This window comes from Gilliamella sp. B2824, assembly GCF_026536245.1.
Lineage (GTDB): Bacteria > Pseudomonadota > Gammaproteobacteria > Enterobacterales > Orbaceae > Gilliamella.
In genome coordinates this window covers 220,721-240,702 of record NZ_JAFNON010000002.1, presented here as the reverse complement: position 1 = coordinate 240,702, position 19,982 = coordinate 220,721, and the positions used below count along the sequence as shown (strand labels likewise).

Here is a 19,982-nt window from a genome sequence, read left to right as displayed (position 1 = left end):
TAAACTTATATTATTATGGTAAAATGCTTGAGTCTAATCAATTAATAATTTACCTAATTCAACTATGTCAATACATGAATTTACCTTTGCAATAATGCAGTTTATTCAAGCTCATCAAATATGGGCATTGCCAATTATTTTTTTATTGGCATTTGGCGAATCTTTAGCCATTATTTCATTGATTGTGCCAGCAACAGCAATTTTATTGGGTGCAGGCGCTTTAATTGGTACTGGCGTTATCTCATTTATTCCGGTATTAATTGCTGCATCGCTAGGCGCTGTGATTGGTGATTGGCTCTCTTATTGGTTAGGTAAGCATTATCACAAACAAGTAATCGCTTCTTGGCCATTAAGTAAGTATCCAAAATTGGTTTATCGTTCTGAACAATTTTTTCAACGCTATGGCGCTTTAGGGGTTTTTGTTGGTCGATTTTTTGGACCATTTCGAGCAATAGTGCCGTTGATTGCTGGCACAATGCATATGCCAGCAACTAAGTTTAATTTAGCCAATATCTCTTCTGCGCCAATTTGGGCATTTGTGTTATTAGCGCCAGGTGCATTTGGTGTACCTTGGTTAGAAACGCTTTTCGGTTAAAGCGTGCCAACGGTATAACTACGGCGTCCACTTTTACGACCAAGCGCTTCCAAATTGGTTTGTAATGGTGGAAATGGTAATTTTAAATCATGCTGACGATAAGCTTCTAAGATTAATTTATGAATTGCTGTTCGTAAAAGCATTCGATGCCCCATTTCGGCTGCAAACACTCGCAGTTCAAATAATTGTATTCCTTCTTGAATATCGACTAAAAAGACTTGTGGTTCGGGATCGTTTAACACATATTCACATTCGATACAGGCTTGTTGTAATAGGTTTATTACCAAATCACTATCAGCATCAATAGTTGCAGGGATAGTTAACACAATACGGGTAATTGAGTCTGATAACGACCAGTTAACTAATTGTTCAGTGATAAAAGCTTTATTCGGCATGACGATTTCTTTGCGGTCCCAGTCAACAATAGTAATTGCGCGCGTGTTAATTTTAGTGATATTACCGGTTAAATCACGAATAGTGACGGTATCCCCAATTCTGACTGGCTTTTCAAACAAAATGATTAAGCCAGAAATAAAGTTAGCAAAAATTTCTTGTAGACCAAAACCTAAACCAACACCTAATGCAGCAATAAGCCATTGTATTTTTGACCAATCAATCCCAATAAATGAAAATGCAATCATACAACCGATCATTAGAATTATATATTTAGAAATTGTTGAGATAGCATAACCGGTGCCCGGTGCTAAATCTAAATGTTGTAAAATGCCTAATTCGAGTAATGCTGGTAGGTTTTTAACGGCTTGCACGGTAATTGTCATGACTAAAATGGCAATACATACCGCGCCAAGGGTAATATATTGTTCGATTTCAACGCCATTGACAATGGTGCTTGTACCCCAAAGTTTAATATTATTCATGAAGGCAAATGCCGAATGTAGTTCAGACCAGAGCAGTATCATACTAATTAAAGCAATCAGCATAATAATCGATCTAACTAATTGTAACGATTGTGCACTAATGACATCTAAGTTGATAACTGGCTCATCGACACCTTCATTCACCGATGTTAACTCTTCTTCGTGTCCTTTCGCGCGTTGCATGCGCTCCAATCGGCGTTGTTTGTCTCGTTCAAATTCAATACGACGTTTTTGGATCCACATCCAACGTCGAATCATAAAATAGATAACTAATAAACCAAACCAGATAATAACCGATGCTTCAAGTCGACCTAATAAAACTTGCGCTGTAGATAAATAACCTAAGCAAGCCGCAATAATAGCTAACCAAGGCGCACTTAATAAAATAAACCAAAGAATGTGACTTAATAAGTTATCGCCCGATCCCTTTTTATCAATATAAAGAGGCACGCCCGCTCGATGAATTGAGTTAGTCATAAATACTAAAGCAAAGCAGAGAATAATGAAAGCTGTTCGTCCTATAGTGGCGGCAAATTGGCGGTTGTTAAACTGATCAAAACTCATGACAATCATAACAAGTGGAATCACTACCCAAACCGAAAGTTGATAGTATTTCATTGCTTCTCGAACACTTGATTTGGACCAGCCAAAGTGGGTAATAAATAGACCATTTTGTTCTGCAAAATGTGCAGTAATAATAAAGACCCATAAAATAGGCGCAGCAGCATTTACCCCATAACCCAGCGCTACTGCGACAGGGTAATCCCAGTTAATTTGCAGTGCATAACCAAAAACAGCCCATAAAATAGGTACAGGCAGCGCCATAATTAGCGAATAAATAATCACTTTTAATGTTAAAGAATAACTATCTTGCGTTACTTTACCCACGCGTGAGGCGGATTTGTTTAAAAATGCATAATATTTTGTGCGCATTTTAAAATGAGTAACCACAAATAGCATTGCTAAAATCAATAAAAATAATGGTTTAGGTGTTGTTAATACTTCACAACTGGCATTATATAGCTGAGTTAAGGTATCGATTGAAAAAATGACATAAACAACATCTTTGGCCAAATTAACTGGGAATTTAAGTGAAATAGGATTAACATCAGCCACCCAGAAGAAATAGCGGTGTGCCGCGTCATTGACTTCGTCAATTGCATTGGTTAATTGTTTATTTGAAATTTTTAATTTCGTTAACTCTAAAATAGTGGTATCAGTACCCGAAATTAATGTTTTAAGTAATTCGCTTTGTTCGCGTAACAAGCGTCGGTACTGTGTAGCGAGTTTTACACTATTAAGTGGGCTACTTAAAGTTGGATAGTTGTCTAATGCGGTTAACGTATTGGAGTAATTAAGCTGTTGGACTTTTGCTTCGGCGATTTCAGCATCAAGCGGTTGAGACTTGGGTTTTTCGGGTAAACGCAGTAGCTGTTGGCGAAGGGTTTCGCCAAGCGCGGTTGAAAAACTTAACCATTCACCTTGTTCAGCCAGTGTCGTTAACGTATTTTGTACATGTGAAATTTGCGTGGTAATGTTATTTTGTTCATTAATGATGCTGGTTAAATGCGATTTTTGAAACTCCATATTTTGACGAAGTTCATCGTTTTTATCACTTAATTGATTCACAACTTGTGATAGCTCTTCTTCATTATCAATAGTTAAAATTGCTTGTTCAGCAGACGTTAAAGAAGATAACAACAATAATACAAAACAGCAAAAACCACGCATCCACATAATGTTAGATCCTTTCCGCTAGCTTTTGACCAACACGCGTTATGTCACCAACTTTAAGATGACTGTCAAATGCAATAGCATTAGATGCAAACAAGGTAATGACAGTCGAGCCTAATTTAAAACAGCCCATATCTTGTCCTTTAGTTAATTTCACTTCGCCAGCATAGGTCCAACGTTTCATAATGCCTTCGCGAGGAGGCGTGATACAGCCTTCCCATTCCACTTCAATACTACCAACAATCGTTGCACCAATTAAAATTTGCGCCATCGGTCCAAATTCGGTTTCAAATAGACAAATAACGCGCTCATTACGTGCAAAAATATTCGGTATACTTTCGGTTGTTGCTTTGCTGACCGAAAACAACGAACCTGGTACATAAATCATTTCACGTAAAATGCCATCACAAGGCATGTGAAAGCGATGGTAATTTTGAGGTGATAAGTAAGTTGTAGCATAAGCGCCATCTTTAAAAAACTTGATCATATCTGGATGACAAGCCAATAATGATTCTAAAGAATAAAAATGCCCTTTAGCTTGTAATAATAAATTATCTTGAATGACACCAAATTGGCTTATCACACCATCGGCAGGCATGACAATAGAATTCGCCGCTGAATCGATAGGGCGGGCCTCGTCTTTTAGCTCACGAGCAAAAAAATCATTAAAAGTTTTATATTCTTTTACATCACTAATTTTGGCTTCACTTAAATCAACTTTATACAGTTTACTAAAGCCTAAAATCATCCATGTTGTCACTTTTCCTAAATGCTTATTAGCAAGCCAACCAAATATTAGGGTCAATAGCTGTTTAGGTAGTAAATATTGAATAATTGCTTTTAACTGATTAAACATAGGTTACTCTCAAATTATGTTATAAATGCGCCATTATACCAATAATTATTAAGAATGTATAAAACCAGCATAAATCGATAATTGTGCGGTAGATCACACTGAGTTTAAGAATTTTGCCAACACTAATAAAACAGTGGCAATCAATTGAAAGAATTTATGTTATACGTTATTTACACTGTGCCCATTAGCAATAATGGGGATAGTGATAATGGCTGATAGATATATTGCCGCAATAGATTTAGGTGCTTCAAGTGGACGGGTCATGTTGTCTTGTTATCAAGCGAACAATCAACATTTAACCCTTCAAGAAGTGCATCGATTCAAGAATGATTTTAAATCACTGGATGCCAATTTTTGTTGGGATCTTAATTATATAGAGCATGAAATCATTACCGGTTTGAACAAAATTATTCAACAAGGTATTAAGCTTGATAGTATCGGCATTGATACTTGGGGCGTGGATTATGTCTTGCTTGATAAACATGGACAAGTTGTTGGCCCGACTTATGCTTACCGTGATCATCGCACCGATAATGTTATGTCACAAGTTCAATCAGAGCTTGGAATTGAGAACATCTACCAAAAAACCGGTATTCAATTTTTAACTTTCAATACCCTTTATCAGCTTAAAGCGATGATGAAGGATAATCCAACTTGGTTATCACAAGTCACGGATTGGGTGATGATACCCGATTATTTAATTTTTCGTTTAACTGGCAAGTTAAACCGAGAATATACCAATGCAACGACGACGCAACTGGTTAATGTGATAACGCGTGATTGGGATCAGCAATTACTTGATTACTTAGGCGTGCCGCGTAAATGGTTTGGTGATATTACCATGCCCGGTAATAAAGTCGGTTATTGGCAAAGTCCAAATGGCGATAAAATTCCGGTTATTGCTATAGCCAGTCATGATACGGCAAGTGCCGTGATTGCCGCTCCCATAACGGATAAACAAAGCGCTTATTTGTGTTCGGGGACTTGGTCTTTAATGGGCATCGAGTCAAATCATTCATACACTGATGCCCAAGCTTTAAACGCTAACATCACCAATGAAGGTGGAGTTGATGGGCATTATCGCGTCTTAAAAAACATTATGGGTTTGTGGCTATTTCAGCGTGTTTGCCTAGAACATAACATTAATAACATTAGTCACATTATTGAATCAGCAAAGCAAGAACAACCCTTTACCTATGTGATTAATCCTAATGATGATAGGTTTTTAAATCCCGCGTCCATGACCGAAACACTAAAACAGGTCTGCCTCGAAAAATATGCGCACGCGCCTGAACGTTTATCACAATTAGTGCGCTGCATATTTGATAGTTTAGCTACGTTATATTGTGATGTGATTGCTGAATTATCCACCCTTATTCAGCAACCAATTAATACCTTACATATTGTTGGTGGTGGTTGCCAAAATACTTTTCTCAATCAGTTATGTGCCGATCTTTGTCATATCAATGTGACCGCAGGTCCTATTGAATCGTCAGCTTTAGGTAATGTCGGATACCAATTAATTTCGTTAGGGGCTATCGATGATGTTAAGACGTTAAGACAGATTATCTCGCACAATTTTGATACCCAATATTATTATCCACAAAATAGTTAATTTAAAATTTACGTAATTTATTAAGGAGTTACTAATGAGTACAGTTGAAAATGCCTATCAAAGTGCTAAAGCAAGATTTGCCGAAATAGGGGTAGATACCGATGCCGCTTTAGCTAAAATGGCTAAATTACCAATTTCAATACATTGCTGGCAAGGTGATGATGTTACCGGGTTTGAAAAACAAGAAGGTGAGTTAACGGGCGGTATCCAAGCGACAGGTAATTATCCGGGCAAAGCACGTAATGCAAGTGAACTTAGAGCCGATTTAGATAAAGCCTTTAGCTTAATTCCGGGACCAAAACGATTAAATCTACATGCGTCATATTTAGAAGCCGATCACAAAGTCGATCGCAATGAAGTAAAACCGGAACACTTTGCAAATTGGGTGAACTGGGCTAAAAAGCAGCACATTGGTTTAGATTTCAACCCAACTTATTTTTCTCATCCATTAAGCAATGAAGGCACGTTAACACATGTTGATGCAAAAATTCGCCAATTTTGGATTGAACATGGTAAAGCGTGTCGTAAAGTTTCTGAATATTTTGGTAAAGAGCTTGGTACGCCATCGGTCATGAACATTTGGTTACCGGATGGCATGAAAGATATTACCGTCGATAAATTTGCGCCAAGACAACGTTTATTAGAATCGTTAGATGAAATTATCAGTGAAAAAATCGATCCCAAATATCATATTGATGCAGTAGAAAGCAAATTATTTGGTATTGGACTTGAATCTTATACTGCTGGTTCAAATGAATTTTATCTCGCTTATGCTACATCACGTAAAACTGCACTCTGTTTAGATGCGGGGCATTTTCATCCAACAGAAGTCATTTCAGACAAAATTTCTGCCGTTATGCCATTTGTTGAACACCTATTACTGCACGTTAGCCGCCCTGTACGTTGGGATAGTGATCACGTCGTACTTTTCGATGATGAAACCCAAAATATTGCCAGTGAAATCATTCGTAATAATTTATTTGATCGAGTTCATATCGGCTTGGACTTTTTTGATGCATCAATCAACCGTATCGCCGCTTGGGTAATTGGTACTCGCAATATGAAAAAATGCCTATTAAAAGCGTTATTAGAACCTACAGCGCAACTCAAACAATTTGAACGTGAACGAGACTTTACTTCCCGACTAGCATTACTCGAAGAACAAAAATCCTTACCTTGGCAAGCAGTTTGGGACAAATATTGCCAACAAAACGGCGTACCAGTTGGACGTGCTTGGCTTGATGAAGTTCGTCAATATGAGCAACAAGTATTAACTCAACGATAAAAGGTGAAAACAATGCAACAGATTCTATCTTCTTGGTTTGTGCAAGGCATGATCAAAGCAACGTACGACATGTGGTTAAAAGGTTGGGATGAACGTAATGGTGGTAACGTAAGCTTACGATTGTTAGACACCGATGTTGTTTCATTTCAAGGTGACTTTTATGCTAATCCAAGGCACGTATCATTAACACAAGATGTGGCTAAGTTAGCCAATCAATACTTTATTGTGACAGGTTCTGGAAAATTTTTCCGAAATGTCATTTTAGATCCCGCTGATACTTTAGCTATTGTCAAAATCGATGAACAGGGCAAGGGTTACTATATTATGTGGGGGTTGATTAATGGTGGTTTACCCACTTCTGAGCTAGCTGCTCACTTACAGTCTCACATTGTTCGCATGGAAAAAAGCCAAGGTAAAGATCGCGTGATCATGCATTGTCATGCAACCAATTTAATTGCATTAACCTATGTTTTAGAGCTCGATACCGCAGTTATTACCCGTTTACTATGGGAAATGAGCACTGAATGCTTGGTTGTCTTTCCTGATGGTGTCGGTGTTGTGCCTTGGATGGTGCCAGGAAAAGATGAAATTGGTTATGCAACAGCACAACAAATGGCAAAACATACATTGGTTTTATGGGCTTTTCATGGTGTTTTCGGTACTGGTCCTACATTGGATGAAGCCTTTGGCCTTATTGATACAGCAGAAAAATCAGCTGAAGTATTAGTAAAAGTGTTATCGATGGGCGGTAAACGACAAACTATTACAACCGAGCAATTTAGACTGTTGGCACAGCGCTTTGATGTCAATCCAATTGAGGAAGCATTAAAACCTTAGTTAGGTTTAGCTCAGAATATATTAAATTATATTCTAAACATATAAGGACACATATATGGGTAGTTCAATTATTTTAGGTATATTTTGGCACTTTGTCGGTGCTACATCGGCAGCTTGTTTTTATGCGCCATTGAAAAAAGTTAAAAATTGGTCATGGGAAACAATGTGGTCAATCGCGGGTATTTTTTCATGGATTATTTTACCTTGGTCTATAAGTTACTGTTTATTGCCTGATTTTTGGGAATATTACGGTAGTTTCAGTTCAGATGTATTAATTCCTGTTTTTCTATTTGGTGCAATGTGGGGAATTGGTAATGTCGGCTATGGACTGACCATGCGCTATTTGGGTATGTCCATGGGGATAGGTATTGCAATTGGCATTACCTTAATTGTTGGTACGTTAATGACGCCGATATTACAAGGTAAATTTGGTGAACTTATCGCTTCAACCGGCGGCAAAATGACACTGCTAGGCGTAGTTGTCGCTGTTATTGGGGTAGCCATTGTTACTTATGCGGGACTTTTAAAAGAAAAAACATTAGGCGTACAGGTAGCGGATTTTAATCTACGCAAAGGCTTATTATTAGCGGTAATGTGTGGGATTTTTTCTGCCGGTATGTCTTTTGCTATGAGCGCCGCGGTACCTATGCATACTAAGGCTGCTCAATTAGGTGTTTCCCATCTGTATGTTGCGTTACCTAGTTATGTAGTCATCATGGGTGGTGGCGCGATAGTTAATCTCGGTTTTTGTATTTCCCGCCTCTGTTTTAAAAAAGAGTTGTCATTCAAACAAGATATCTCGGTTGCTAAATCGTTACTCATTAGCAATGCATTGTTTGCCATTTTGGGGGGTGCAATGTGGTATTTTCAATTCTTCTTTTATGCATGGGGCCATGCCAATATTCCAGCAGAATATGGCTTTATGAGTTGGATGTTACATATGAGCTTTTATGTGCTTTGTGGTGGTATTGTTGGTTTAGTTTTAAAAGAGTGGTTTGGCACAGGAAAGAAACCAGTAAAAGTATTATGTATAGGTTGCTTAGTTATTATTTTTGCTGCCAATATCGTTGGCTTAGGCATGGCAAATTAATTGAAAGGAAAACAGATTATGGCTTATAGAATGATTTTAAATGAAACCTCTTATTTTGGTGCAGGTTCAATCCAACATATCGTTGATGAGATTAAAAAACGGGGTTTTAAAAAAGCATTGGTGGTTACTGACAAAGATCTAATCAAATTCAAAGTAGCAACAAAAGTAACAAAATTATTAGATGACAATGGTTTTGCTTATCAAATCTTTGATCAAGTTATGCCTAACCCAACAATTGGAATTGTTAAAAAAGGGGTAGACATTTTTAAACAGTCAGGTGCTGATTATTTAATAGCGATCGGTGGTGGATCTCCGCAAGATACGGCAAAAGCCATTGGTATCATTATTAATAATCCTGAATTTGCTGATGTGCGAAGCTTAGAAGGCGTTGCACCAACTAAAAAACCTGCGGTTCCAACGATAGCCATACCAACAACAGCCGGTACCGCTGCTGAAGTGACTATTAACTACGTCATTACCGATGAAGAGAAAAAACGTAAATTTGTTTGCGTTGACCCTCATGATATTCCGGCTGTTGCAATCATAGATTCAGATATGATGACAAGCATGCCAGCAAGTTTAAAAGCAGCGACTGGGGTAGATGCACTCACCCATGCCATTGAAGGTTATATTACTAAAGGGGCTTGGGAACTTTCTGATATGTTTCATTTAAAAGCCATTGAGGTAATAGCACGCTCATTACGTGACTCAGTAAAAGGGATTGCAAAAGGTTCAGAAGATATGGCATTAGGTCAATATATTGCTGGTATGGGTTTTTCAAATGTGGGATTAGGTTTAGTCCATGGAATGGCACACCCGCTTGGTGCTTTTTATAGTACACCGCATGGCGTTGCTAATGCCGTATTGCTACCGCATATCATGGCTTACAATGCCGAATTTACTGGCGATAAATATCGTGATATTGCTAAAGCCATGGGGGTGGCAGACACTGAAAAAATGACAATAGCGCAGGCCAGGCAGGCTGCTGTTGATGCAGTAAAACAGCTTAACAAAGATGTCGGTATTCCAGAAACATTGAAAGATATTGGCGTTAAACTCGAAGACATTCCAGCACTAGCACAAGCTGCCTTTGATGATGTGTGTACCGGTGGTAATCCACGTGAAACCAATGTTCACGAAATTGAACAACTCTATCAGGCTATTTATTAATGATAAGTTGCCGATTTGAAATTATGAAATAGGTTAGTCAATATTATATCGACCTATTTCATATGTAATGCTTAATAAGAAGGAATGACTATGTTAAGAAAAGCTTCAATCATGCAGGTTAATCCTGATAAACATGCGGAATATAAAAAACGGCACGATGAAATTTTTCCGGAATTAGTGAAAGAGTTAAAAGCACATGGCGCACATAATTATTCGATTTTTCTCGATGCAAAGCGCAATCTTTTATTTGCTTACGTTGAAATTGAATCAGAAGAGCGTTGGGATGCTATTGCCAATACGGCTGCTTGCAAAAAATGGTGGGCATTTATGCAAGATATCATGCCAAGTAATGCTGATAACAGCCCAATAAGTGAAGCACTTTTACCTGTGTTTTATCTTGAATAAAAATAGACTCTCTTTTATAAAATTAAAAGAGAGTATTTACCTTCATTAACGTTTATTGGTTTTATTTCTAAATTTTGCTCGATATTGTGACGGTGTCTGCTTGGTTTCTTTTTTAAATACGACTGAAAAATAGTTACTATCATCATAACCACATTCAGCCGAAATCATACTAATTGAGTATGGCGTGTTACGCAGTAATGACATCGCTGTACACAAGCGCCGCTTTTGTAGATATTCATAAATTGTCATGCCTGTTTGACTTTTAAATAAACGGCTAAGTGATCTTGCGGCAATATGATTTTGCTTACAAAATATGTCTAAATTAAATGGCGTAGCTATGCTATTGTGCAGTACGGTAAATAATAAATCCAATTGATGAGTTGCGGTTGGTGATTGAGTATTAGGCATTTGCTTAATACGATCTAATAAAATGACTAACTGTAAAAATAGTGCTTCGGCCAGATGCACGGAAGCTAAATTATTTTTTTTTGATTCAATCGCGAGCTGTTCAATTAAAGGGGAGACCATTTTAATTAAAGAAGGTTTAATACGCCAGCCTCGCTCGGTATGCTTGGCATTTTGTTTTGGCAAATATTGTTCAATGATTGATGATAAAAATAAGGCATCTCGTAAATATAAAATATTGTCGAGTTTTAGATTATTTACCGACTCATAACCATGAACATCTTTAGGGTTTATATATAAAATATCACCACTAGTGATTGGGTAAATATAATCATTCCAGTGATGTAATCCATTACCCGAACAGACAATGACAATTTCGTGAAAGTCATGGTCATGCAACGGAAAGGGGTGTTGATGATCTCTTTTTTCGACAGTCACAGTATTGATATCTGCAATAAAATAATCTTGTCTAAATAAATGCAAATAGTGATTCATAAGCTGTTCCTGCCGTATAGATTTACCAATCAATGATAACGTTTCTCTGGATAATTACGTAATATTTGTGGTCCAAAAGTAAACTCCTGTTTAAAACAAGTCGAAAAATAAGCACTATCATTAAATCCACATTCTTGCGCAATGTCTGTGATGGTTTTGTCGGTCTGAATTAATTGTGTATAGGCATCAGCCAAACGTAATTTTATAAGGTATTTTTGCGGAGTTATGCCTAATTGATTTTTCACATGGCGGTGGAAAGAGCGTAATGATAATGAAAATTGCTCGGTTACCTTATGCCAATCAATCGGTTCTTTGAAATGGATTTGTAAATAGCGTAATAGCTGTTTGACTCGGTTATCACTGCTGCCCGTGCCTTGATTTACATATTGATTTTGTTTGAATAATAGTAATAATTGTAAAAAAAGGCTTTCTTGCAAAGCATCGCTTTGCACTGATACTTGATTCAATTGCGCTAAAATGGTTTGTATATTTTTGTCACAATTTTTATCAAAAAAGAAGTGAGATTGGCACAAATCTTGATTCGGAATCAATTCATTAATGCCATTGATGAAATGAAAATTGTCCGGATCTCTAAATAAAATATTCGTTAAATGTAAATTATTTACGTTTTCGTATAAATGGCAATCACTAGCGTGAATATAAAACATCATACCCGGATAAAGATCGAATAATCGACCGTTTAAAATATGCTTGCCATTACCTTTTGTGACAATGACTATTTCATTAAAATTATGTGTATGTTCAGGGTACACAGGTTGGGGCTCTCGAGGCTCTATAGTGATATTTTGCTGACTAGAAGCAAAAAAATCTTTATCGAGTAACTTTTGTATCATGCGCGATCCTCACTTTATTGCAAATCACTCAAGCCTCATTCTAAAAAGGAAAAGTGTATCTGACCTTCAAAATTCGGACATGGTAAATCTTTTTTTGGCTGTAATTTATAGTAACTTAAGACTTTTTATTAAAATTGTGCGAAGACTCACATTTTTACTCGGCGAATGTGACAAATTCAATGGGCAAAGTTTACTAACTGTATAACCGTTTTTTGTTACTGAGTATTAGGTGAAGCTAGCTTGTTATTTTTCATTTTTACGTTCACCTGATGGCTTAATACTAAAACTTTTTTATAAAACTTTTGAAATGTATATTGTTGGCAAATCTACATAACAATAAAATTTCGTTAATAGCCATCTCACTGACTTGTATTTTTAGCTTTGTAGATAATAATTTTAAACGCTTAATATACTGTTTGGATGTTAAGGTTGAGGCCTGTTTGATATGGCGACAACTTATGTGAAGTGGCAGCTCTGTTTAGTCAAAATCAAACTTGATTAAGTAAACATTGATTACAATAGCAATAAAAAGCATTTGGAATAATATTGGCATTGGTTATATTTACGCCAATAACGATATCCCCAAACTTTTTACAGCAAATTATAACGAAGAAAGTAAAAGTTATGCTAAAGGCAAATAAAAATGACATCCCACTAATGCATCTTATTTGATTCCTAATATGGGTGTTATGTACAATTTTACCTTTATTTAGACGGTTATTGCTTGCCGTTAAAACGCGATGAAAAACACGGTAACAGTAACAATAACCGTTATAGATCAAGATGATACTTTGACTAGTTTTCTAAACTTGAGTGATGAATTACACCAGATAATTTTTATTATCTGGTGTTGACTCTGTCAATGACAACCTAATGTTATTACGCTAGTTATTGTTATAACCCAGTATACATAATCTATCATTCCTTCATTTTATAATTTGCTATGTTTAGCAAAATAGCAGCATTAGCGATATTTTGTGTCATGTTAGAGAAAAAATATCAAATTATTGATGATAAACACTGGAATCAATATGCTAATTGACCATTTCATATAACCAAAAAAGCTTGGCATATTAATTTGCTGTTGTGTTGCTATACTTTTGACCATAAAGTTAGGTGCGTTACCTATGTAGCTAAGCGCTCCCATAAACACCGATCCCATTGATATGGCTAATAGTGTTTTTGCCATGGTGGTCATTAACGTCATGGCATCGCCTGATGCTAGATTGAAAAACACCAAATAAGTCGGTGCATTGTCTAAAAAGCCCGAGAGTAATCCCGCAAACCAAAAATACAAACTATTAATTGGCTGTAGATGGTCGTTGTTAACGAGCGTTACAATTGCCGCCAATGCGCCATTACTGCCCGCGCGTAGAATAGTTAACATCGGTACAATCGTAATAAAGATACCAATAAACAATTTACCCACTTCAATAATGGGATCCCAATTAAATTCATTACCCGCACGAACTTGCTTGGGTGTGATCATGACAGAAGTAACTGTAATGATTAACAGTAACAGATCCCGCACCAAATCAGGTAGGGCAATTGAGGTCGCTAAAATAGTAAAAGTGATTGAAGACTGCCAAATCCCCGACATCAATACACAAATAATTATGGCTACCAATAAAAAAATGTTTGTTATACCGTAGAGTTTAAACGGTTGAGTAGGTTTAGTCTTTATGTTTGACGATTGACCATATTGCTGGCGAAAGTAATAACTGTCGATAATATAGAAAATTATCAATAATAAAATCGTCGTCAATAATACCGGACAAAACATATGCTTAACAGTCCAAAAAAAATCAACCCCTTTTAAAAAACCAATAAATAACGGTGGATCACCTAATGGCGTTAATCCTCCGCCAATGTTAGCAACAAGAAAGATGAAAAAGATAATAATATGAACAGATTGATTACGATAACGATTAGCTCTAATTAAAGGACGAATCATTAACATTGCCGCACCTGTAGTGCCCATAATTGAGGCTAATATCGTGCCGATTGCTAACAATACAACATTCAATTTAGGCGTACTAATCATATCACTTTTAATCAACACCCCACCCGATACAGTAAACAGGGCAAGTAGTAAAACGATAAAAGGAATATACTCTTCTAATATTGCATGAGCAGTTAGATTGAGGGTAGTTTGCATACCGAATGAATAAATGGCAGCAACTATAAACAGTGTCGTCCAAAAAATAATAATTTTGCCGTAGTGATAGTGCCATAATCGCGCTAAAAATAGTGGACATAAAGCAATCGAAAGCAAAATACCAACAAAAGGTACAGCCCAAACCAAGCTTAACTGTTCACCGTTAAATTCGGAAGCATAGAGATCAAAAGAGCTAACTAACAATAAGCTAAAAGGTACACAGAATAATTTGAATGGGATTCTCATGGCATGTCCGTTTGGATTAAAAGTTGAAAATTATAACAAATATCAATGCGTTTTCGAATGGAATGTATTATCTATCAATATTTTGATAAGAACTTTAAGTGAATGTATGTGTTTTAGTAAAAAATAACTACATAGATTCAGCTACTAAGTACGAATCCAGTTTAAAAAAGCTTCATAAAGTCTTTTATACTTGTGCTTTTTGGGGACGATGATTAATCCAATTTTAACGGCTTTAATCTCTTCATCGCTGATACTATCAAATGCTAGTTTCTAGTTTCTAGTTTCTAGTTTCTAGTTTCTAGTTTCTTTAAAAAGTATTGCCTGATTAATCCGCTTAAATTTTCTTTACTTCCTCGTTCCCATGAATAATAAGGACGAGAAAAATAGTTTTAGTAATCTAATAATCTTGTTATTATTATTTTTCCGCAAATTTTAAACCATTATGTGAGGTGATTATCTTACCCCAATGTTTATCGGCTTTAATGGCTCAATGATGGCACCCTTTACTGCATCGGCTTTTTTTAATAAAAGCCAGCCCTCTCTTAGGTTCAATAATCGGTATCAATGTTTGTTTTCGGTTGCCATCATTAATCGAATATATCTCAAAATTACAGACCCAGACGCTTTTATTCACGATTTTAGGGGGATTTTCAATACTCACTGTCTCCACTATATGACCTCTTTTTGGTAACGACTTAATCGTTTATTCTTCCTGTGACTCCTTTTTTGATCAAGATTTAGATACAAATCTCCGCTTCGTAGTTTGTTCTGGTGAACATATTGATAGATATGTTCATGACTAACGCAACCAAAATGGCTTATTTGCTCAGGATTTCATAGCTCCAAAAACTTATGTTCAATATAGCCTCAAACCGTTTCACTTATGCAAATTGCTCGCTTACTGCTCTCTTTTCGTCTATCTACCGAAAATCCATGTACCTTAAGGGCGTAGTAATAACCTCGATGGTCTTTGTTGCGTTTAAGTTCTAGCTAAATCGTAGATACATGCCTTTCTAATATTTGGGCAATGACTTTTTTCTTAAGACCCATAAAGAAATCTAGTATCTTTCTTTATGGGTAAGTTGTTTATATTTTATGATGCTATCTCAACGTTGATTGGTGAAAAATAACTTATTGTAAACAAATTATCTTTTTTATTGTCACCTTCATGTTAGTTAATGATTAGCACTTATTAGTATATTTCAAGACTGTGTCATTTTTGCAGTAACGAAATTTTATATAATAAACCATTGCAAACTAAATTTATTATTTTATTATACTATATCACTTTAGCGTTAATCGATGCTAAAGTGGTTTAATAAGCAGGATTTTTGTATAGTATTAAAAGTTATCCGATAGAAATATTTGAAAAAAATCAAGCAAATATCTACATGGAGAGGCGAAAATATGTTAAAATATGGTCTTAATCGGGCATCGGGCATCGGGCATCGGGCATCGGGCATCGGGCATCGGGCATCGGGCATCGGGCATCGGGCATCGGGCATCGGGCAATTAATTTATTGCTTATTTAATTATCAAGCTCACTATTGTTATTTTTCTTTAAGTTCTTCATCCCCACAAAATGGTTTTATCGGTGATGTAGTTGATAAAACTTATCTTAAATTCATACTGTTATTTTTTCTTGTTAATCTATTACTGTTATCAAAAGTAAATGCTTTAAATGTTCAAACTGTAAATATTATTCATGGTAATGCTCCACAAGTAATTAAAGAACAAGTTGCCGCCGATAGATTAGGCTTCACGGTAGCAGATCAGTTTTATAGTGAATCTTCTGGCAATATAAATGGTAATGTTGTGAAGGGGTTTGATGGCAATTTAAAGATTAGTGATTTTAAAGTAGATGTTAATAATCCTTCAGTGGTTGATACCGTTACAAACTACAACGATGAAGATGGCGATCATGCCGATTCACAAGATCCTTTCATTGTTGAAACAACTAATTATTGGTGGTATGACGCTAATAATGTTGAGTTAGCTAGCAATGGTCATTTAACTGCTGGTACACAAGATAAACCTATAGGTTGTGGTAGTGGATATCCAATGCCTTTAACACTGGTTTTTGCAAAAAAAGTTAAGGCACGCTCACAATATGGTATACCAAGGGAAAGTGATTATGTTACGTTTTCTAAAAAATATCTTATAACCGCTACTGGATTATGTTATGCCAGACCTAATTCGACCGAAATCTTTCCAGATAAACAATGGTTAAGCTTTGATGATAGCAATAAATTTATAGGTTGGAATGATAAAAATAATACCACACGAAGAGTTTTAGTTGGTGGAGGTTATACTAGTGATTATGTGCCTGATTGGGGATTTAAAGTCAATCCTACCCAATCAAATAATAAAAAGTTTCCTACAACAGGTTTTCCTGGCGCAAAATTTCAGTTAATTGTTGCTGGTGCACAAAGTGATTACTTATTTAGTGTACCTGTAAATCCTAATGGTCAGGTTTCAGTAGATAGTAAAGGATATGTGACAATACATGATAGGCCATCAGGAGCGGTGACAGTTCGCGCAACATTAAAAAGAGATCAAAAAGTAATGTTTGATTATACGTTTAATCCGACCATTGTTTGGGCAAAACCTGTAAAGGGTTTTTTGGGTTTTTGGTCTGATGCTATAAAAATTTGTCAAGGCGATCATTTATTGTTGCATACTCAACTGTCAAATGCGCCAATAACTAATGGTGTTAATAAATATTTTGAAATTAATAACGGATTCACTCGCGCAATCGATAGTACGTTATTTAGTGAATGGGGACATACGCTTAAACATGCTTATCCAGATTCAGATTGGGAAGATCGAGATGATGAGCGATATTGGAGCCGTCAAAGCAATCATAGTTTTGATGTTGATCCAATGTACAATCATTTAGATGTGAATGCAGGTTCCGGTAACATTGGAACTGATTGCGAGTCAGATTCTATGTGTCCAGACTTTTTAGTTTGTCAGTAGTGATGTAAATTTTTATTGATGCTTACATTGAACATGTTTGTTCTTTGGTGATATTGATTTTATGATTTTTAATTTCATTTGGCCAAATAATTGGCAGTGCAAGTAGCTATACGATGCCGTTGAATTTACAAATTAGATTGTAGGTAAAGCCTTATACACAATATGGAATATAAAGTTAAGGTATGGTATCGAATTTTACTAAGAATTATCAGATAGTAGCTGAGCTGCAATTAGGTTATGTAAGACCAGATGCAACAGTTAATAATCCTCATAATCATTGGAGTACTTACAATCCAGATGTTAGAAAAAAGTTTGGTACAATTATGTAGTATGTAAAGGTTAATTATATTATGGAAAACCTAATATCGATTACTCTTAGATTTAAACAACTTTATCTAAAAAATCATCTTCAAGAAAAATATAGCTTTATTAATTTTAAAAGCATCAAATTTATTATTGAGGATTAATATGAATATTAATGATAAAGTGTTACTACAACAAGAGTTTAAAGGGATCTTGTTATTTAAAGAAGGAATGTTTTTTCGTACATATAATCAAGGCGTTTATATATTAACTGAACATCTTGGGCATAATCTTCAAACACATATTAAACAGATTAAGAAATATCATAATAAGCAAGTCATTATTTGTGGTTTTCCTGTTAACACAATAAACGAACGATTGCCTAACGCAAAGTTGTTTGATTTTGGCGTAAAGTTAGCGTTCAATTACTCAATTGATGAATATAGTCACTGGTATGAACGACGTTGCCCTGAAAAGAGCGAAGCGAGATAAGGGCAAAAGCCGCCCACGAGCGTTGTAAACGTACGAGACGGCGGCGTCGGAGTTCTGGCGAATCGAGCAAAAAATAGCCGTAGTGTAGATCAAAAATCCAACATAAAAACAAATTACTTATGTTCCAATATAAAACGATAGCCTATATTGACTTAAGAATCATTTCTATAAAAGTTGTCAAAGCAATTTTTTTTACCAATAATTCACGGATTAAATTGAAATCGATGAATAGTGATATTGACTTAATAGAAGACGGAGATGATCTGATATCAAAGAAAGATGGATGATTGTTTATTTACTTTTTCACATATTGCATGCAAAACCTTTATAATAGACAGCCTTTTTATTGTTGGATAGAACATGCAAAAACAGTCGAACTTAGCAAACAAAACTGCTTTACATCAACGAAATAAACATCGCCATGGCTATGACTTTTTAGCGCTATGCCAAACGTTACCTGATTTCACACCGTACGTTAAACCCAATCAATACAATAATTTATCGATCGATTTTGCTGATCCAATGGCAGTCAAATTGCTAAATAAAGCACTGTTATTACATTATTATCAACTGAGCAATTGGGATATTCCCAATGATTATCTTTGCCCACCCATTCCAGGGCGAGCAGATTATATTCATTATCTAGCCGACTTACTTGCTCATGATAACGACGATAAAATCCCTTTAGGTAAACAGATCCGTGTTCTTGATATTGGTGTAGGGGCAAATGTAATTTATCCCATTATTGGTCGGGCTGAATATAATTGGTCATTTGTGGGGAGTGATATCAACCCAATGTCAATCAAGGTTGCAAAGCTTATCATTCAATCTAACCCATTATTAAATGGTTTAATTGATTGTCGATTACAACGTGATACCTCAGCAATTTTTAGGCAAATTATAAAGCCGAAAGAATTTTTTATGTTAACTATGTGTAATCCACCTTTTCATGATTCGGCACAAGCCGCACTGGCGAGTAACCAAACTAAGCTCAAAAAGTTAGGTAAATGGCAATATTCAAAATCTAATCCTGCGCTTAATTTTGGTGGTCAGCAGACTGAATTATGGTGCAAAGGAGGTGAAAGTGCTTTTATTACCAATATGATCAAAGAAAGTACACAATATAAACAGCAATGTTTATGGTTTACGTCGTTAGTTTCTAAAAAAGAGTCACTCAAGGTGCTTAATAAGCAATTAATGACAGTTAAACCTGCTGAAGTCAAAATTATTCCAATGGCGCAAGGACAAAAGAGTAGTCGTTTTATTGCATGGAGTTTTTTCCAGCAAGATAAAAGGCAAGCGATTATCCAAAACCATTATGAAAATAGTGAAGGTATAAAATAAAAAGCTTTTTCTTAACTACCTATTTTTAATGATGATTTTTATTATTTATTTGTTGTTATTTGCCATTTTCAATGTTCCCTTTAAAAGGCAACAACTTTTTTCAATAAAATAGAGGTTTTTATTCATTTAGCGTGTAACAAAATGCCAGACACGTTTACTGTAATTTTTATGTAAAAAATTTCATCTAATTGATTAATAATACTATTTTTACGTTTGATTATTCTGTAATCTATTTTTTTTT

Annotated in this window: 15 protein-coding genes; 10 read left to right on the top strand and 5 right to left on the bottom strand. The window is 35.7% G+C overall.

Going from position 1 to position 19,982, the window contains the following annotated elements; all coding sequences use genetic code 11:
• Window positions 1-64: 64 nt before the first annotated feature.
• Window positions 65-595: a DedA family protein gene (locus J3U56_RS03045; RefSeq protein WP_267343809.1), complete on the top strand. Its 531-nt coding sequence runs from the start codon at window positions 65-67 to the stop codon at window positions 593-595.
• On the opposite strand, the gene mscM is transcribed toward J3U56_RS03045, so the two are convergent.
• Both mscM and asd read right to left on the bottom strand, forming a co-directional pair.
• On the bottom strand, window positions 592-3,210 hold the full coding sequence (gene mscM / locus J3U56_RS03040; protein ID WP_267366664.1) for a miniconductance mechanosensitive channel MscM: 2,619 nt from the start codon (window positions 3,208-3,210) through the stop codon (window positions 592-594). The genes J3U56_RS03045 and mscM overlap by 4 nt on opposite strands.
• A gap of 4 nt (window positions 3,211-3,214) precedes the next feature.
• Complete coding sequence (asd, locus tag J3U56_RS03035; RefSeq protein WP_267333136.1) at window positions 3,215-4,063, bottom strand: archaetidylserine decarboxylase; 849 nt, start codon at window positions 4,061-4,063, stop codon at window positions 3,215-3,217.
• Window positions 4,064-4,271: 208 nt separating this feature from the next.
• Between asd and rhaB the strand changes: the two genes are divergently transcribed.
• The 6 genes from rhaB to rhaM all read left to right on the top strand — a co-directional run bounded on the left by rhaB (window position 4,272) and on the right by rhaM (window position 10,465).
• On the top strand, window positions 4,272-5,678 hold the full coding sequence (rhaB, locus tag J3U56_RS03030) for a rhamnulokinase (RefSeq protein WP_267366662.1): 1,407 nt from the start codon (window positions 4,272-4,274) through the stop codon (window positions 5,676-5,678).
• A 34-nt stretch (window positions 5,679-5,712) separates the two neighbouring features.
• The gene (locus J3U56_RS03025; protein WP_267366660.1) at window positions 5,713-6,963 is read left to right on the top strand and encodes an L-rhamnose isomerase; all 1,251 of its coding nucleotides are present in this window, start codon (window positions 5,713-5,715) and stop codon (window positions 6,961-6,963) included.
• A 12-nt stretch (window positions 6,964-6,975) separates the two neighbouring features.
• Complete coding sequence (gene rhaD, locus J3U56_RS03020) at window positions 6,976-7,800, top strand: rhamnulose-1-phosphate aldolase (protein ID WP_267366658.1); 825 nt, start codon at window positions 6,976-6,978, stop codon at window positions 7,798-7,800.
• A gap of 55 nt (window positions 7,801-7,855) precedes the next feature.
• Window positions 7,856-8,890, top strand: a complete 1,035-nt coding sequence (rhaT, locus tag J3U56_RS03015) for an L-rhamnose/proton symporter RhaT (RefSeq protein ID WP_267333132.1) — start codon at window positions 7,856-7,858, stop codon at window positions 8,888-8,890.
• A gap of 18 nt (window positions 8,891-8,908) precedes the next feature.
• A complete protein-coding gene (fucO, locus tag J3U56_RS03010; RefSeq protein WP_267366656.1) occupies window positions 8,909-10,060 on the top strand; it encodes a lactaldehyde reductase in 1,152 nt (383 codons plus the stop codon).
• Window positions 10,061-10,150: 90 nt separating this feature from the next.
• The gene (rhaM, locus tag J3U56_RS03005; RefSeq protein ID WP_267333130.1) at window positions 10,151-10,465 is read left to right on the top strand and encodes an L-rhamnose mutarotase; all 315 of its coding nucleotides are present in this window, start codon (window positions 10,151-10,153) and stop codon (window positions 10,463-10,465) included.
• Between the two features lie 45 nt (window positions 10,466-10,510).
• Here rhaM and J3U56_RS03000 read toward each other — a convergent pair whose 3' ends face one another.
• The 3 genes from J3U56_RS03000 to J3U56_RS02990 all read right to left on the bottom strand — a co-directional run bounded on the left by J3U56_RS03000 (window position 10,511) and on the right by J3U56_RS02990 (window position 14,623).
• A complete protein-coding gene (locus tag J3U56_RS03000; RefSeq protein ID WP_267333129.1) occupies window positions 10,511-11,365 on the bottom strand; it encodes a helix-turn-helix domain-containing protein in 855 nt (284 codons plus the stop codon).
• A 29-nt stretch (window positions 11,366-11,394) separates the two neighbouring features.
• Window positions 11,395-12,219, bottom strand: a complete 825-nt coding sequence (rhaS, locus tag J3U56_RS02995; protein ID WP_267333128.1) for an HTH-type transcriptional activator RhaS — start codon at window positions 12,217-12,219, stop codon at window positions 11,395-11,397.
• 985 nt (window positions 12,220-13,204) lie between these two features.
• A complete protein-coding gene (locus J3U56_RS02990) occupies window positions 13,205-14,623 on the bottom strand; it encodes a sodium:proton antiporter (protein WP_267366654.1) in 1,419 nt (472 codons plus the stop codon).
• 1,407 nt (window positions 14,624-16,030) lie between these two features.
• Between J3U56_RS02990 and J3U56_RS02985 the strand changes: the two genes are divergently transcribed.
• The 3 genes from J3U56_RS02985 (at window position 16,031) to rlmF (ending at window position 19,741) form a co-directional block, all read left to right on the top strand.
• Window positions 16,031-17,602 (top strand): hypothetical protein, encoded by a 1,572-nt coding sequence (locus J3U56_RS02985; RefSeq protein WP_267366652.1) that lies wholly within the window; start codon window positions 16,031-16,033, stop codon window positions 17,600-17,602.
• 468 nt (window positions 17,603-18,070) lie between these two features.
• Window positions 18,071-18,397, top strand: coding sequence for a hypothetical protein (locus J3U56_RS02980; RefSeq protein WP_267366650.1), 327 nt, complete (start codon window positions 18,071-18,073; stop codon window positions 18,395-18,397).
• Between the two features lie 360 nt (window positions 18,398-18,757).
• Complete coding sequence (gene rlmF / locus J3U56_RS02975) at window positions 18,758-19,741, top strand: 23S rRNA (adenine(1618)-N(6))-methyltransferase RlmF (protein ID WP_267347983.1); 984 nt, start codon at window positions 18,758-18,760, stop codon at window positions 19,739-19,741.
• The last annotated feature ends 241 nt before the right edge of the window (window positions 19,742-19,982 follow it).

Excerpts from the sequence above, each read along its gene's own strand:
- J3U56_RS03000 (WP_267333129.1), bottom strand. The coding sequence starts at position 11,365 with ATGAATCACTATTTGCATTTATTTAGACAAGATTATTTTATTGCAGAT.
- mscM (WP_267366664.1), bottom strand. The coding sequence starts at position 3,210 with ATGTGGATGCGTGGTTTTTGCTGTTTTGTATTATTGTTGTTATCTTCT.
- J3U56_RS03045 (WP_267343809.1), top strand. The coding sequence starts at position 65 with ATGTCAATACATGAATTTACCTTTGCAATAATGCAGTTTATTCAAGCT.
- rhaS (WP_267333128.1), bottom strand. The coding sequence starts at position 12,219 with ATGATACAAAAGTTACTCGATAAAGATTTTTTTGCTTCTAGTCAGCAA.
- rhaM (WP_267333130.1), top strand. The coding sequence starts at position 10,151 with ATGTTAAGAAAAGCTTCAATCATGCAGGTTAATCCTGATAAACATGCG.
- fucO (WP_267366656.1), top strand. The coding sequence starts at position 8,909 with ATGGCTTATAGAATGATTTTAAATGAAACCTCTTATTTTGGTGCAGGT.
- J3U56_RS02990 (WP_267366654.1), bottom strand. The coding sequence starts at position 14,623 with ATGAGAATCCCATTCAAATTATTCTGTGTACCTTTTAGCTTATTGTTA.
- J3U56_RS03025 (WP_267366660.1), top strand. The coding sequence starts at position 5,713 with ATGAGTACAGTTGAAAATGCCTATCAAAGTGCTAAAGCAAGATTTGCC.
- rhaD (WP_267366658.1), top strand. The coding sequence starts at position 6,976 with ATGCAACAGATTCTATCTTCTTGGTTTGTGCAAGGCATGATCAAAGCA.
- J3U56_RS02985 (WP_267366652.1), top strand. The coding sequence starts at position 16,031 with ATGTTAAAATATGGTCTTAATCGGGCATCGGGCATCGGGCATCGGGCA.
- rhaT (WP_267333132.1), top strand. The coding sequence starts at position 7,856 with ATGGGTAGTTCAATTATTTTAGGTATATTTTGGCACTTTGTCGGTGCT.
- asd (WP_267333136.1), bottom strand. The coding sequence starts at position 4,063 with ATGTTTAATCAGTTAAAAGCAATTATTCAATATTTACTACCTAAACAG.
- rhaB (WP_267366662.1), top strand. The coding sequence starts at position 4,272 with ATGGCTGATAGATATATTGCCGCAATAGATTTAGGTGCTTCAAGTGGA.
- rlmF (WP_267347983.1), top strand. The coding sequence starts at position 18,758 with ATGCAAAAACAGTCGAACTTAGCAAACAAAACTGCTTTACATCAACGA.
- J3U56_RS02980 (WP_267366650.1), top strand. The coding sequence starts at position 18,071 with ATGAATATTAATGATAAAGTGTTACTACAACAAGAGTTTAAAGGGATC.